Source organism: Flaviflexus equikiangi (genome assembly GCF_014069875.1).
In the GTDB taxonomy this organism is placed as follows: domain Bacteria; phylum Actinomycetota; class Actinomycetes; order Actinomycetales; family Actinomycetaceae; genus Flaviflexus; species Flaviflexus equikiangi.
Genome location: NZ_CP059676.1, coordinates 1,864,674 through 1,877,838, shown reverse-complemented (window position 1 = coordinate 1,877,838; position 13,165 = coordinate 1,864,674). Strand labels below are relative to the sequence as shown.

The following is a 13,165-nucleotide window of genomic DNA, read 5'->3' as shown; positions in this document are numbered from 1 at the left end:
CCCCCGAGGAATCGGTTTCGGGGCGTCTGTCAAGAAGCAGTCACGATTGCGTCACACCACATCCCCACATCCGCCACATTCTGCCCTGTTTCGCGCCGTTCGATGTAGCATCGCAATCACTATGGATATCCTCCTCATCCTGTTCGGCGTCGTTCTCACCGTCGGCACAGCTATATTCGTGGCCGCTGAATTCTCCCTTGTCGCCCTCGACCCGGGCACGATCGAACGGAAGGCCCAAGACGGCGACACGCGAGCCATCGCAGCGCTCAAAGGCCTGAAGAAGCTCTCCCTCGAGCTGTCATCGGCCCAGGTCGGCATCACGCTGACGACGATCCTTCTCGGCTACACGTCACAGAAGGCGCTTGCGAACATTCTGGAGGGTCCGCTCCAATCGGCAGGCATGGCGCAGGCGGCGGCAACCGGCCTGGCCGTTCTCATCTCCCTTATCCTCATCAACCTGTTCTCGATGCTGTTCGGGGAGCTTGTTCCCAAGAACTTCGCATTGGCAGAACCGCTCGCGACAGCCGGTGTGGTCGCACCCGTCCAGGGCATCTTCACCACTCTCCTCAAGCCCGTCATCGTCGGCTTGAACTCATCGGCCAACTGGATCATTCGAAAGTTCGGCATCGAGCCCGCCGAGGAGCTGTCGGGAGCCCGCTCGGCCACCGAGCTCGTCGCCCTGGTGCGCCGCAGCGCGAGCCTGGGCACGCTCGATATCTCAACAGCGCGCCTGTTGACCCGCTCCATCGGCATCGGCCGGCTCACTGCCGTCGATGTCATGACAGACAGGGGCCGGGTCAACTGGATCGACCACACTGCGACCGCGGCCGATGTCATCTCCCTCGCCCGCACGACCGGCCACTCCCGTTTCCCGGTCGTGGGTGACGACCTTGACGACATTCGAGGTTTCGTCAATCTGCGGAGCGCCATCAACGTCCCGTACGAGAGGCGCGGGGACGTCCCGGTCACCTCCTCCTCCATCATGAAACCCATCGAGAGGGTTCCCGAGACTGTGGCCCTCGCACCGCTGCTCGTACAGCTGCGCGATAGCGGGCAGATCGCCATCGTCCTCGATGAGTATGGCGGCACCTCCGGCATCGTCACCCTCGAGGACTGCGTGGAAGAAGTGGTCGGAGAGGTCGCTGACGAACACGATCCGCGCCGCCTGCGGGCGCGCTTCTCGGCCGACGGCTGGGTGATCCCGGGGGACATGCGCCCCGACGAACTTGCCAGGGAGGCTGGTCTGCGGGTCCCCGATGATGGGCCGTTCGAGACGCTTGCAGGTTTCATCATGACCGAGCTCGGCCGCCTGCCCGCCGTGGGCGACGAAGTCGTCGGAGAGGACGTGGTCCTGACGGTCGAGAAGCTGGACGGGCGCAGGGTTGTCTCTGTCAGAGCGCGTGCCATCGATCCGGAGGGCACGGAATGAGCACCTCTGTCGCCCTGATCATCGGGCTCATCCTGCTCGCCTGCAACGCCTTCTTCGTCGGCGCCGAATTCGCCATCATGTCCGCGCGGAGATCCCGGATCGAACCACTGGCTGATGGTGGATCGAAGTCGGCCAAGACCGTCCTGTGGGCACTCGAGAACGTGACGCTCATGCTCGCGGCATGCCAGCTCGGCATCACGCTCTGCTCGACATCGCTCGGTGCCGTCGCAGAGCCCGCGATCGCCAACCTGCTGACAGGTCCCTTCACGCAGCTGGGCCTGCCCTCTGCCGCGGCCCATGCCGTCGCCTTCGCGATCGCCCTCTTCGTCGTCGTCTACCTGCACGTGGTGATCGGCGAGATGGTGCCGAAGAATCTCGCGGTGACAGTGCCGGAGCAGGCGGCGCTCATCCTTGCTCCGCCTCTCGTCATCGTCGCGAAGATCTTCAAGCCCATCGTCGTCACGCTCAACAAGATCGCCAACCAGTTTGTGCGGCTCAGCGGCTTCGAGCCGAAGGATGAGGTTGCGTCTGCCTTCACCGCGGACGAGGTCGCCTCGATCGTCGAGACGTCTCAGCGTGCCGGCGTCCTCGATGACGAGATCGGCCTCCTCGCCGGGGCCCTCGAGTTCTCCGACCTCACTGTCGCTGAAGTCATGGTGCCCCGGGAAGATGTGGCAACCGTCCCCCTGGGCGTCACCCCTGCGGAGCTCGAGGAGCGCGTCGCCAAGACCGGTTTCTCGCGTTTCGTCGTCGCCGATGATCACGGAGACTTCGTCGGATACCTGCACCTGAAGGACGTGATCGGGGCCGTCGGAGAGGCCCGCGACCGTCCCCTCCCCGCCTTCAAGATCCGGGCCATGGCGTCCGTCCCGGGAGGCGATGAGGTCGAGTCGGCGCTCGCGGTCATGAAGCGCGATGGGATCCACCTCGTCGAAGTGAGCGACGGTGAGGGCGCCGCCGTCGGCGTCCTCTTCCTCGAGGACATTCTCGAAGAGCTCGTCGGTGAAGTCCGCGACTCCATGCAGCGTGACGCGTAACACACGCGAAGTGCAACCTAGGTAACGAGAACGGGGGTGCGCTTCCGCGGGAAAATCGCTATCATCAAACGGTAACGTTATCTTTTTGTTACACATCGTTATCAATGTGAAAGTGGTCCCGTGGGTAGACACTCCGCCGTCAAGGTGCCGGTGAGCACGTCTGTGCTCGCTGACGACGCGCCGACCGAGCGCCTCGCCGCCATCCCCGCGGCACCGTCCCGGAGAGACCGCCGAATGTCCTCGAAAGCCTCCGCGAGGCGGCTGCGAGCCCGCGCCACCATGGTGGCCGCATCCTCCCTCGTCGCAGGATTCGGGGCCGCCAGCGTCATCTCGGGCACGGGGCAGGCCGCGGCGGCGGTGACGCCGAGCGTTCCCGTCACGACGTCGCTGGGCGATCTGCCGGTCGTCGGCGCAACCGTGCCGGACTCTTTCGCGAGCAGTGATGAAGCTGCCGACATCGCACTCCTTCGCACCGCCCAAGAACTCGCAGAGACCGCAGCTGAGCCGGCAGTGTGCTCGACAGAGCCGGCTAATGGTCTCGTCTCCGCTGTCATGCAGACCTCCGACAATGTCGTGGTCATGCCCGCCAAAGAAGGCACGTATCGTCTGTCATCCGGGTATGGCGTCCGGTGGAATCCCATCAGCGGCGGCTACCACACGCACCTCGGCAGCGACTTCGCGGGTGCTCTCGGCACACCGATCTATGCCGTGGCCGACGGCACGGTCGAATACGTCGGGGCCGGCAAGGACGGGCGATCGAACAACCTGGTCATCATCAAGCACGAGGTCGACGGCACAGTCTTCTGGTCGTGGTACGTCCACATGTTCGACGATGGTATCCACGTGAGCGAAGGCGATGTCGTCGCCGCAGGGCAGCACATCGCCGATATCGGCAACAACGGGAATTCGACCGGCCCCCACCTTCACCTCGAGATCCATACCGACGAGAGCGGCACGACGGTGAACCCGCTGACGTTCCTCGCGGATCTCGGCGCACAGGACGTATCCACCCTCTGCTCGTAGGCATGTCCGCCGATCACCGGCGTCGCGTCCCACGACAGGGAAGGCCAAGACCCCCGTCGCCCAGCCGCCCCGACCGCGTTCCCGCAAGCGTCGCATTTTCGGGAAATCGGACAGTTTTCGCGGCTTCGGGTGAGACGATAGTGCGATGAAGTCATGGGAACGAACGGGGACGCCTGTTGTCATCGCGCACAGGGGCGGAGCCGACGAATATCCGGAGAACTCCGTCGAGGCCTTCAGCGCGATGGTCGATCGTGGATTCACCTACATCGAGACCGACGTGCACGCCACGGCGGACGGACGGCTCGTGCTCATGCACGACCCGGACCTGGACCGTACGACGACGGGTTCGGGCCCGATCAGCGATGCGACATGGGAGTATGTCTCCACGCTGAGGGACGGTTCCGGCAGGCGGCCCATGCTCCTCACGGAGGCCCTTGAGATGTTCCCGACGGTTGACTTCAATGTTGACCTCAAGGTCGATTCGACGGTCGAGCCGATGATCGAACTCCTCACGGCCTCGGAGTATCGGGACAGGATACTCCTCGCCTCCTTCTCGGAGGCCCGGCTTCGCCGTGTCCGCCGCGCCGTCCCCGGCGTCGCCACGAGCATGGGAACATCCGCGATCGCCCAATACGTCCTCACATCGCGGATACCCGGGCCCTGCCGCGACCGTCTCCTCGACTTCTTTCCCGGACCGGAGGACGGTGCGGTCTGCGTGCAGATGCCGGAGAGGTTCCGCGGCCGCCGCATCCTCGACGACACACTCATCGACATGCTCCACCGCCGCGGCATCGCCGTCCACGTGTGGACGATCAACGAGGCGATGGATATGGAGAGGCTGATCGGCATGGGAGTCGACGGGCTCGTCACGGACAGGCCGACCCTCGCGCGTGAAGTCATCGGTGCAACGCGAGCTTGATCAGAATGCGCTGTAGGCCCGACATGAGTCGGGCCTACATGGGGCTGGTGCCCCGGATAGGATTCGAACCTACGACCTTCTGCTCCGGAGGCAGACGCTCTATCCCCTGAGCTACCGGGGCGCAATAGGTAACTTTAGCAGGGTTGGGCGGCAACGAGACAATCGGCGGGCTGTGAGCCTCAAAGCATCCTCGATCTTCGAGGGGGCGCAACGGTGCACAGCGCCGATACCGGGGCGTCCTGTCCCACAATGTGAGGGTGAAAGCGAACGCTTCGCCGCCGGATCGCTAGACTACTGTCATGACTCCAGAAGAACTTGGCGCGCTCATTGATTCCGTCCTCGCAGAAGCAGTGTCCGACGGTGCTGTTGCACTGTCCGTCGACGACCTTCCGACAGTGAAAGTGGAGCGGCCGCGAAACCGTGACCACGGCGATTGGGCGACGAACGTTGCCATGCAGCTCGCGAAGAAGGCCGGTGCCAACCCCCGCGATCTCGGCGCAATCCTCGCGGAGCGGCTCGCTGAGAAAGACGGCATCGAGAACGCGACTGTTGCCGGCCCCGGCTTCGTCAACATCAAGCTGGCGGCAGGTGCGGCCGGCGAACTCGCACGGACCATCCTTGCCGCCGGAGCATCCTATGGTCGCAGCAAGACGGAAGCAGGAACGGTCAACCTGGAGTTCGTGTCCGCCAACCCCACGGGCCCGATTCACCTCGGGGGCGTCCGATGGGCCGCCGTAGGAGACTCCCTGGCGCGTCTCCTCGAGGCCGCAGGATCGACAGTCACCCGCGAGTACTACTTCAACGATGCTGGTGCCCAGATCGACCGATTCTCCGAATCGCTTCTCGCCCGTGCGAAAGGCGAACCCGCACCCGAGAACGGCTACGGCGGCGCCTACATCACCGACGTCGCCGAAAAGGTGATGGCGGACTGCAAGGCGGCCGGAGAACCGGATCCGCTGTCCCTGCCCGATAGCGAAGCGCAGGAAGTGTTCCGCGCTCGCGGCGTGGAGATCATGTTCGGGGAGATCAAGCAGGCGCTGGCAGATTTCGGTGTCGAGTTCGATGTCTATTTCCACGAAGACGAGCTGCACGGCTCCGGTGCCGTCACGCGGTCGGTCGATATCTTGCGCGAACGCGGTCACGTCTTCGAGCAGGACGGGGCGACCTGGCTGCGTACGACAGATTTCGGCGACGACAAGGACAGGGTGATCTTCAAGTCCGACGGGGACGCCGCCTACTTCGCGGGCGACATCGCGTACTACCTCAATAAGCGCGAGCGCGGAGCCGATCACGTCATCATCATGCTGGGAGCGGATCATCATGGCTACATCGGCCGCATGTATGCCATGGCACGCGCCTTCGGCGACACGGCCGGCAAGCGCGAGAACATGGAGATCCTCATCGGCCAGATGGTCAACCTCGTGCGTGACGGTGAGCCGGTCAAGATGTCGAAGAGGGCAGGCAACATCATCACTCTCGAAGACCTCGTCGACGCTGTCGGCGTCGATGCTGCCCGCTACTCGCTCGTCCGCTCCTCCGTCGATACAACTCTCGAACTGGACCTGGATCTTCTCGCGTCGCACACGAACGAGAACCCGGTCTACTACGTGCAGTATGCGCATGCTCGTACGCGTTCGGTGGCCAACAACGCCGCTGAGCACGGCGTGACACGGGATGGTTTCAACCCGGCAGCCCTCGATCACCGCGCCGACTCATCCCTGCTCGGCATTCTCGCCCAGTTCCCCGAGGTCGTCGCCCAGGCCGCCGAGCTGAGGGAGCCGCACCGCGTCGCACGCTACCTCGAAGAGCTCGCGGCCGCCTACCACACGTGGTACGGCCAGACGCGTGTCACCCCCCGCATCGGCGACGATGTGACCGAGGGCCACCAGGCCCGCCTCTGGCTCAACGATGCCACGACACAGGTCCTTGCCAACGGTCTGAACCTGCTCGGCGTCTCTGCCCCGGAGAAGATGTAGATGGCTTTCGCACAGCTCGCACACGTTCCCGCTCCCGAACCCGGATCCGGGCCATGGTCGGCGAACCTCCGCCGCGACAAGGGCGAACTTGTTCTGGCAGGCCACGCGCTGAGCGATCTCGCGGACGCCGGCACCCCCGTCTATCTCGTGGACGAGGAGGACATGAAGGCCCGTGCGCGCGCCTGGGTGGATGCGATGGGAGACGGCGATGTCTACTACGCAGGCAAGTCTTTCCTCACCCCCGCCGTCGCGTCCTGGATGCTCGAGGCTGGTCTCTGCATCGATACAGCCTCAGAGGGGGAGCTTCGCATCGCCCTGGCGGGAGGGGTTCCGGGAAACCGGATCGGCCTGCACGGGAACTCGAAGTCTGACGCGACTCTGCGCCTCGCACTCGAGGCCGGAATCGGCAGGATCGTTGTCGACTCACCCGGTGAAGTCGACCAGATCGCGGCTCTCGCGGCCGAGCTCGGAACTGTCGCTCCCTGCTTCGTGCGGGTGACAACCGGCGTCCATGCCGGAGGACATGAGTTCATCGCGACCGCCCACGAGGACCAGAAGTTCGGACTGTCTCTCGCAACGGGAGCGGCCATGGACGTCGTCGCGGCGATCACCGCGAGCCCCCACCTGGAGTTTCTCGGCCTGCACTCACACATCGGCAGCCAGATCCTCGACGCGGAGGGCTTCGCCGCGGCCGCCCGCGCCGTCATGGAGTTCGCCGGGGAACTATCGTCCCGGGGCATCTCCGTTCCCGAGGTCGATCTCGGCGGCGGGTACGGCATCCAGTACACGGGCCTCGATCCGAAGCCTCTCAGCGAGAAGGACATGATCGCCGGCATCCGCTCCGCCATCGAAGCCTCCTGCCAGGAGGCGGGGATTCCGGCGCCCAGGCTGTCGATCGAACCCGGCAGGTCTATTTCGGGACCTGCGGGCATGACGCTCTACCGCGTCGGCGCGACGAAGGACGTCATGACGGACGATGGAGTGCGCAGGTACGTGTCGGTTGACGGCGGAATGAGCGACAACGTCCGTCCCGCCCTCTACGGTGCAGACTATACGGCCCTCCTCGGGAGGGACTCGGAGGCAGAGCTCGTACCGACCCGCGTGGTCGGCATGCACTGCGAGTCCGGAGACATCGTCGTCAAAGATGTCGCGCTGCCAGCCGACGTCACACGGGGAGACCTCATCCTGGTCGCCGCAACCGGCGCCTACGGCCGGTCGATGGCATCGAACTACAACATGGTTCGCAGGCCCGGCGTACTCGCCGTGTCCGACACGGGGACAGCCTGGCTCGTGAAACCAGAAACCTGGGAGGATGTCCTCGGACTCTTCCCGGACCTGTAAGCTCCGGCGACCACGCCACTACTGGAGGAACTATGTCAGTCAAGATCGCCCTGCTCGGATGTGGGACAGTCGGCACCGCCGTCGCGACCATGCTTCAAGAGCAGGGCAAGGACTTTGCCCAGCGTGCCGGTGACACGCTCGAACTCATCGGCATCGGAGTCCGCGACCTCGCGGCACCCCGTGACCCCGCAATCGATCGCGCGCTCCTGACGGACGACATCGATGGGCTCATGAACGGTGCAGACATCGTGATCGAACTGATCGGCGGGATCGAGCCAGCCCGCACATACGTCCTCCATGCCATCGCCGGCGGGTCGACCGTCGTCACCGGCAACAAGGCTCTCCTTGCCGCACACGGCCCCGAGATCTACGAGGCGGCGGCGCAGGCCAACGTCGACGTCTACTATGAGGCGGCCGTCGCGGGCGCCGTACCCGTCGTGTACGGCCTGCGCGAATCCCTGGCGGGCGACAGGGTCGAGAGCGTCCTCGGCATCGTCAACGGCACGACGAACTTCATCCTCGACGAGATGGAAACGGCAGGACTGTCATTCGATGAGGCGCTTGCGAAAGCTCAGGAGCTGGGCTTCGCCGAAGCAGACCCGACCGCCGACGTCGACGGCCACGACGCCGCCGCGAAGATCGCCATCCTCGCGTCTCTCGCATTCCACACCCGAGTATCGATCGACGATGTCCCCATGACCGGCATCCGCGCCATCACCTCCGACGACATCGCGGCCGCAGCGAAGGACGGGTACGCGATCAAGCTCCTCGCCATAGCGCGCCGCCAAGAGGCCGGTATCGAGCTCTCTGTCGAACCGACACTGGTTCCCCGCGACCACCCTCTCGCCTCCGTACGGGGCTCCTTCAACTCGGTCGTCATCGAGGCGGCGGGAGCCGGGCGTCTCATGTTCTACGGTCGAGGCGCAGGCGGAGCCCCCACAGCATCGGCCGTCCTCTCCGACGTGGTCGCAGGCGCGTCCCACCGCGTGTACGGGGGCCGTGCGCCGCGCGAGCTCACCTACGCGGACCTGCCGATCCTCGCTCCCGAGGAATCAATCTCGTCCTACCGGATCGACTTCTCCATCGAAGACCGCACGGGTGTGCTCACGCGCCTCGCGGGTGCGCTCGCGGAGCGCGGGGTCTCGATCGCCGCCATGAGCCAGATCAGGGAAGACAACAACAGTGCCCGCTTGACGGTGACGACACATGCGGCGCGTACCGCCGATGTCAATGCGGCACTCGAGGACATCACATCCGCAGATTACGTCGTGGACGTTCTGCACGTCATGAGGGTTGAGGGTAACTGATGGCACACCAGTGGCAGGGACTCATCGCGGAGTACCGCGACAGGCTTCCCTTTGACGACAGCGATCCCGTCGTCACGCTCTATGAGGGAGGGACGCCCCTCGTCGCCGCCCCGAAGCTATCCGACAGGGTCGGCGCGAACGTTCACGTCAAAGTCGAGGGCATGAACCCGACAGGATCGTTCAAGGACCGCGGGATGACAACCGCGGTATCGAAGGTCAAGGGCGAAGGCATGGAGATCATTGCGTGCGCCTCGACCGGCAACACCTCCGCATCCGCCGCGGCCTATGCCGTCGCGGCTGGGCTCGGATGTGCTGTGATCCTGCCTGCCGGGAAGATCGCCGCGGGCAAGCTAGCGCAAGCGATCGTCCACGGCGCCCAGCTCGTCGCCGTCGACGGGAACTTCGACGACTGCCTGCGTCTGACGCGCGAGCTGACCGACATGTACCCCGTTGCGCTCGTCAACTCCGTCAACCCCTACCGTCTCCAGGGCCAGAAGACGGCCGCGTTCGAGATCGTCGACGCGCTCGGAACAGCACCAGACATCCATGTCCTGCCGGTCGGCAATGCCGGCAACATCACGGCGTACTGGATGGGATACAGCGAATATGCTGGCCGTACGACACTCGCGTCGTTCGACGATGCGGCCTTGCATATGCCAGCCGTGACGGACCGGGTACCGCAGATGTGGGGATTCCAGGCATGGGGCGCAGCGCCCCTCGTCCTCGGCCGCCCCGTTCCGGACCCTGAGACCGTCGCCACCGCGATCCGGATCGGCAATCCTGCCTCCTGGAAGTATGCGGAAGAGGCACGTGACTCGTCCGGCGGCCTGATCGACCGCGTCACCGATGAGGAGATCCTCGAAGCGCAGGCTATTCTCGCCGCCGAGGTGGGAGTCTTCGTCGAGCCCGCCTCCGCCGCCTCCGTGGCAGGTCTCATCAAGACGGGTGCCGCCGGGGGAGTGCCGGAGGGTGCGACGATCGTGTGCACGGTGACCGGCAACGGACTCAAGGACACCGCGACCGCTCTTGCCGGACGCGACATCGATCCCGCCGTGATCGAGCCTTCCCTGGACGCTGCCGTGAAAGTGTTGGGCCTGTAATGCGCCAGGTTGTCGAAACGCTTCGCGTCCGCGTACCCGCAACGTCCGGCAACCTCGGCCCAGGCTTCGACAGCCTGGGCCTGGCCCACGGCATCTACGACGAAGTCGAGGCGACTCTTATCGCGGGCCCGTCCACCGTCGAGATTCTCGGTGAAGGTCAGGGTGAGCTGCCGACGGACGATTCCCATCTCATCGTGCGCGCCATGCAGCGCGGCTTCGAGTTCGTCGGCATGCCGCAGGCCGGCGTCAAGATGACGTGCCGGAACAGCATCTCGCAGTCCCGCGGCCTGGGATCATCGGCCGCCGCCGTCGTCGCAGGCCTCACTCTCGCCGCGGGCTTCGCCGGGCGTCCCGATGTCTTCGGCAAGGCAGAAGTCCTGACCCTGGCAACCGAGTTCGAGGGCCATCCAGACAACGCCGCCCCTGCAGTATACGGGGGAGCGGTCGTGTCCTGGGCGGAGTCCGGTCAAGCACATGCCGCCAGTCTTGACCTCCATAAGGATCTCCGGACGACACTGCTCGTGCCGCACGAGATCCTGGCAACGTCGACGGCGCGCGCCGCGTTGCCGGTATCCGTTCCGCACGTCGATGCCGCCTTCAACGCTGCACGGACGGCACTGCTCGTCCATGCCCTCGCCAAGGATCTCGACCTGTTGCACGAGGCGACACGCGATCGCCTCCACCAGGAATACCGGTCGAGTGCGATGCCGGCAACGGCGGAGGTTTTGGACGCCCTCCGATCGGCGGGATGGCCGGCGGTCGTCTCAGGGGCGGGCCCGGCGATCCTCGTCTTGGACGAGCTGGATCCCCAAACCTGTCGCATCCTCGAATCGCGCGGCTTCGCGGTCACAACCCCCGGAATCGGTCGCGGCGCCCACATTATCGACTGAACATGCCACATTGGCGGCTTACCTGGTACGCTATCGGCATCACCAGTTTTAAGTGCACCTTGGCTTTGCCGTTGCACGGTGTAACTCGAAGCGCTTCAGCTTGGGCAACAGATCACTTTTTTCTCTCCCTGTCAGCGCTGGTCAACCAAACATTCCGCCCGCTTCTTTTGCGGGAATTGAGGAAGGAACCTAGTGAGCGAAAACTCCTCCGCTCCTCGCAAGGCACTCTCTGCAATGCGACTAAGCGAGCTTCAAGAGCTTGCTTCCGACATGGGCCTCGCACTCGACGCCAAGGCCCGTCGTAACGACTACATTTCAGCCATTCGTAACTCCCGGTCGTCGGACGCCCCGGCTCGCGACAACACCGAAAAGCCGGAGTCTCGCGACACTGCCGAGGAGCCTGAGGCTCGGGAGGCTGCTCCCGCGAAGCAGGACGCGCCCGCCCAGCAGCAATCGGGCCGGCGCCGCGAAACGACGCGCCAGTCGAAGCTTCCCGCACTCGATCTGCCGATCCCCGCGAAGGCTGAAGAGCCCGCCGAGGAGAAAGAGCTGCCCGACGAGAAGCTGGCCGCACTCGAAGCTCTCGGTGAAGCCGCCTCCCGCAAGGCCGAGGAATCGCATCGCCGTGAGCGTCCCCGCCGCGGCGACAACGACCGTCAGGCCCGCAGCGACCAGGACGATCGCACCGAGAACAGCGACCGTGACGGGGAGGACGAGGGCGATGGTCGCCGCAGGCGCAACGATCGCCGTCGCGAACGCCCCAACCGTCGCAACGACCGTAGTGATCGCAACGACCGGAACGACCGTAACGATCGCGGCAGCCGCAACCAGCAGCGCAACAACGACTCGGACTCGGACGGCAGCGACCAGGTGCGCGACGGCGATGTCCTGCTCAAGGTTGCCGGCATCCTCGACATCGACGGCAACAATGCCTACCTGCGCACCGCGGGTTACCTCGCGGGCTCGAATGACGCCTACGTGTCGCAGGCATTGATCAAGCGCAACAAGCTTCGCCGCGGCGATGCGATTGTGGGAGCCGTCCGTGATCTCGGAGACTCATCCGGCCAGGGGCAGGGCCGGGGCAACTCGCGTCAGCGCCACAAGTTCAACCCGCTCGTGCAGATCGATTCCGTCAACGGACTGTCGCTCGAAGACCTGGCCCAGCGCCCCGAGTTCGGCAAGCTGACGCCGCTCTACCCGAACGAGATGCTTCGGATGGAGACGTCGCCGAAGGCCATCACTCCCCGAGTGATCGACCTTGTCGCCCCCATCGGCAAGGGCCAGCGCGGCCTCATCGTGTCCCCGCCCAAGGCGGGCAAGACGATGATCATGCAGCAGATCGCCAACGCGATCGCCGTCAACAACCCCGACGTGCACCTCATGGTGGTCCTGGTCGATGAACGTCCGGAAGAAGTGACGGACATGCAGCGCATGGTCAAGGGTGAGGTCATCGCCTCCACCTTCGACCGTCCCGCCTCCGAGCACACGGTCGTTGCGGAACTCGCCATCGAGCGCGCGAAGCGCCTCGTCGAGCTCGGCCAGGACGTTGTCGTGCTGCTCGATTCGATCACGCGCCTCAGCCGCGCCTACAACCTCGCGGCTCCCGCCTCTGGACGTATCCTGTCCGGCGGTGTCGATGCTGGTGCGCTCTACCCGCCCAAGCGTTTCTTCGGTGCCGCCCGCAATGTCGAGAACGGCGGATCCTTGACGATCCTCGCGTCTGCTCTCGTCGAGACGGGTTCGAAGATGGACGAGGTGATCTTCGAAGAGTTCAAGGGCACCGGCAACATGGAGCTGCGTCTGTCCCGCCAGCTCGCCGATCGCCGCATCTTCCCCGCGGTCGACATCAACGCGTCCGGAACGCGCCGCGAAGAGCTCCTCTTCAGCCCCGAAGAGCTCAAGATCGTGTGGCAGCTGCGCCGCGCTCTGGGCACCCTCGAGGTCGGGGAAGCATCTGACTTCATGCTCGGCAGGCTTCGCAAGAGCGAATCGAATGGGGAGTTCCTCATGACGATCGCCAAGTCGATGCAGAACGCCGGAGAGTAGTCTCACAGGCCCGCCCCTTGCGGGGCGGGCCATCTCACACCGATAATTACCTGACGGCTTTCGGTTCACCGGCCTATCACGCGATCAGCGGCCCTAC

General features: G+C 64.9%; 10 protein-coding genes and 1 tRNA gene. 10 read left to right on the top strand and 1 reads right to left on the bottom strand.

Annotated features, from left to right (window positions below; genetic code table 11):
- The first annotated feature begins 121 nt into the window (after positions 1 to 121).
- The 4 genes from H2O75_RS08650 to H2O75_RS08635 all read left to right on the top strand — a co-directional run bounded on the left by H2O75_RS08650 (position 122) and on the right by H2O75_RS08635 (position 4,408).
- Positions 122 to 1,429 (top strand): hemolysin family protein, encoded by a 1,308-nt coding sequence (locus H2O75_RS08650; RefSeq protein ID WP_182170924.1) that lies wholly within the window; start codon positions 122 to 124, stop codon positions 1,427 to 1,429.
- Positions 1,426 to 2,466, top strand: a complete 1,041-nt coding sequence (locus H2O75_RS08645) for a hemolysin family protein (RefSeq protein ID WP_182170921.1) — start codon at positions 1,426 to 1,428, stop codon at positions 2,464 to 2,466. Before H2O75_RS08650 ends, H2O75_RS08645 begins: the two co-directional genes overlap by 4 nt.
- Positions 2,467 to 2,586: 120 nt before the next feature.
- On the top strand, positions 2,587 to 3,489 hold the full coding sequence (locus H2O75_RS08640; RefSeq protein ID WP_182170918.1) for a M23 family metallopeptidase: 903 nt from the start codon (positions 2,587 to 2,589) through the stop codon (positions 3,487 to 3,489).
- A 145-nt stretch (positions 3,490 to 3,634) separates the two neighbouring features.
- On the top strand, positions 3,635 to 4,408 hold the full coding sequence (locus H2O75_RS08635; protein ID WP_182170916.1) for a glycerophosphodiester phosphodiesterase family protein: 774 nt from the start codon (positions 3,635 to 3,637) through the stop codon (positions 4,406 to 4,408).
- A 45-nt stretch (positions 4,409 to 4,453) separates the two neighbouring features.
- Here H2O75_RS08635 and H2O75_RS08630 read toward each other — a convergent pair.
- Positions 4,454 to 4,529: transfer RNA gene (locus tag H2O75_RS08630), tRNA-Arg, on the bottom strand.
- A 178-nt stretch (positions 4,530 to 4,707) separates the two neighbouring features.
- Here H2O75_RS08630 and argS point away from each other — a divergent pair.
- The 6 genes from argS (at position 4,708) to rho (ending at position 13,068) form a co-directional block, all read left to right on the top strand.
- Positions 4,708 to 6,384, top strand: coding sequence for an arginine--tRNA ligase (gene argS, locus H2O75_RS08625; RefSeq protein ID WP_182170915.1), 1,677 nt, complete (start codon positions 4,708 to 4,710; stop codon positions 6,382 to 6,384).
- Positions 6,385 to 7,725 carry a diaminopimelate decarboxylase gene (lysA, locus tag H2O75_RS08620; protein WP_182170912.1) on the top strand — a complete coding sequence of 447 codons (1,341 nt, stop codon included), beginning with the start codon at positions 6,385 to 6,387 and terminating at the stop codon, positions 7,723 to 7,725. It abuts the gene before it with no gap.
- Between the two features lie 32 nt (positions 7,726 to 7,757).
- Positions 7,758 to 9,032 carry a homoserine dehydrogenase gene (locus H2O75_RS08615; RefSeq protein WP_182170909.1) on the top strand — a complete coding sequence of 425 codons (1,275 nt, stop codon included), beginning with the start codon at positions 7,758 to 7,760 and terminating at the stop codon, positions 9,030 to 9,032.
- Positions 9,032 to 10,132, top strand: a complete 1,101-nt coding sequence (thrC, locus tag H2O75_RS08610) for a threonine synthase (RefSeq protein WP_182170906.1) — start codon at positions 9,032 to 9,034, stop codon at positions 10,130 to 10,132. Before H2O75_RS08615 ends, thrC begins: the two co-directional genes overlap by 1 nt.
- A complete protein-coding gene (gene thrB / locus H2O75_RS08605) occupies positions 10,132 to 11,022 on the top strand; it encodes a homoserine kinase (RefSeq protein WP_182170903.1) in 891 nt (296 codons plus the stop codon). The genes thrC and thrB overlap by 1 nt, the downstream gene beginning before the upstream one ends.
- 192 nt (positions 11,023 to 11,214) lie before the next feature.
- Entirely contained in the window at positions 11,215 to 13,068 is a 1,854-nt protein-coding gene (rho, locus tag H2O75_RS08600; protein ID WP_259365237.1) for a transcription termination factor Rho, read from the top strand.
- The last annotated feature ends 97 nt before the right edge of the window (positions 13,069 to 13,165 follow it).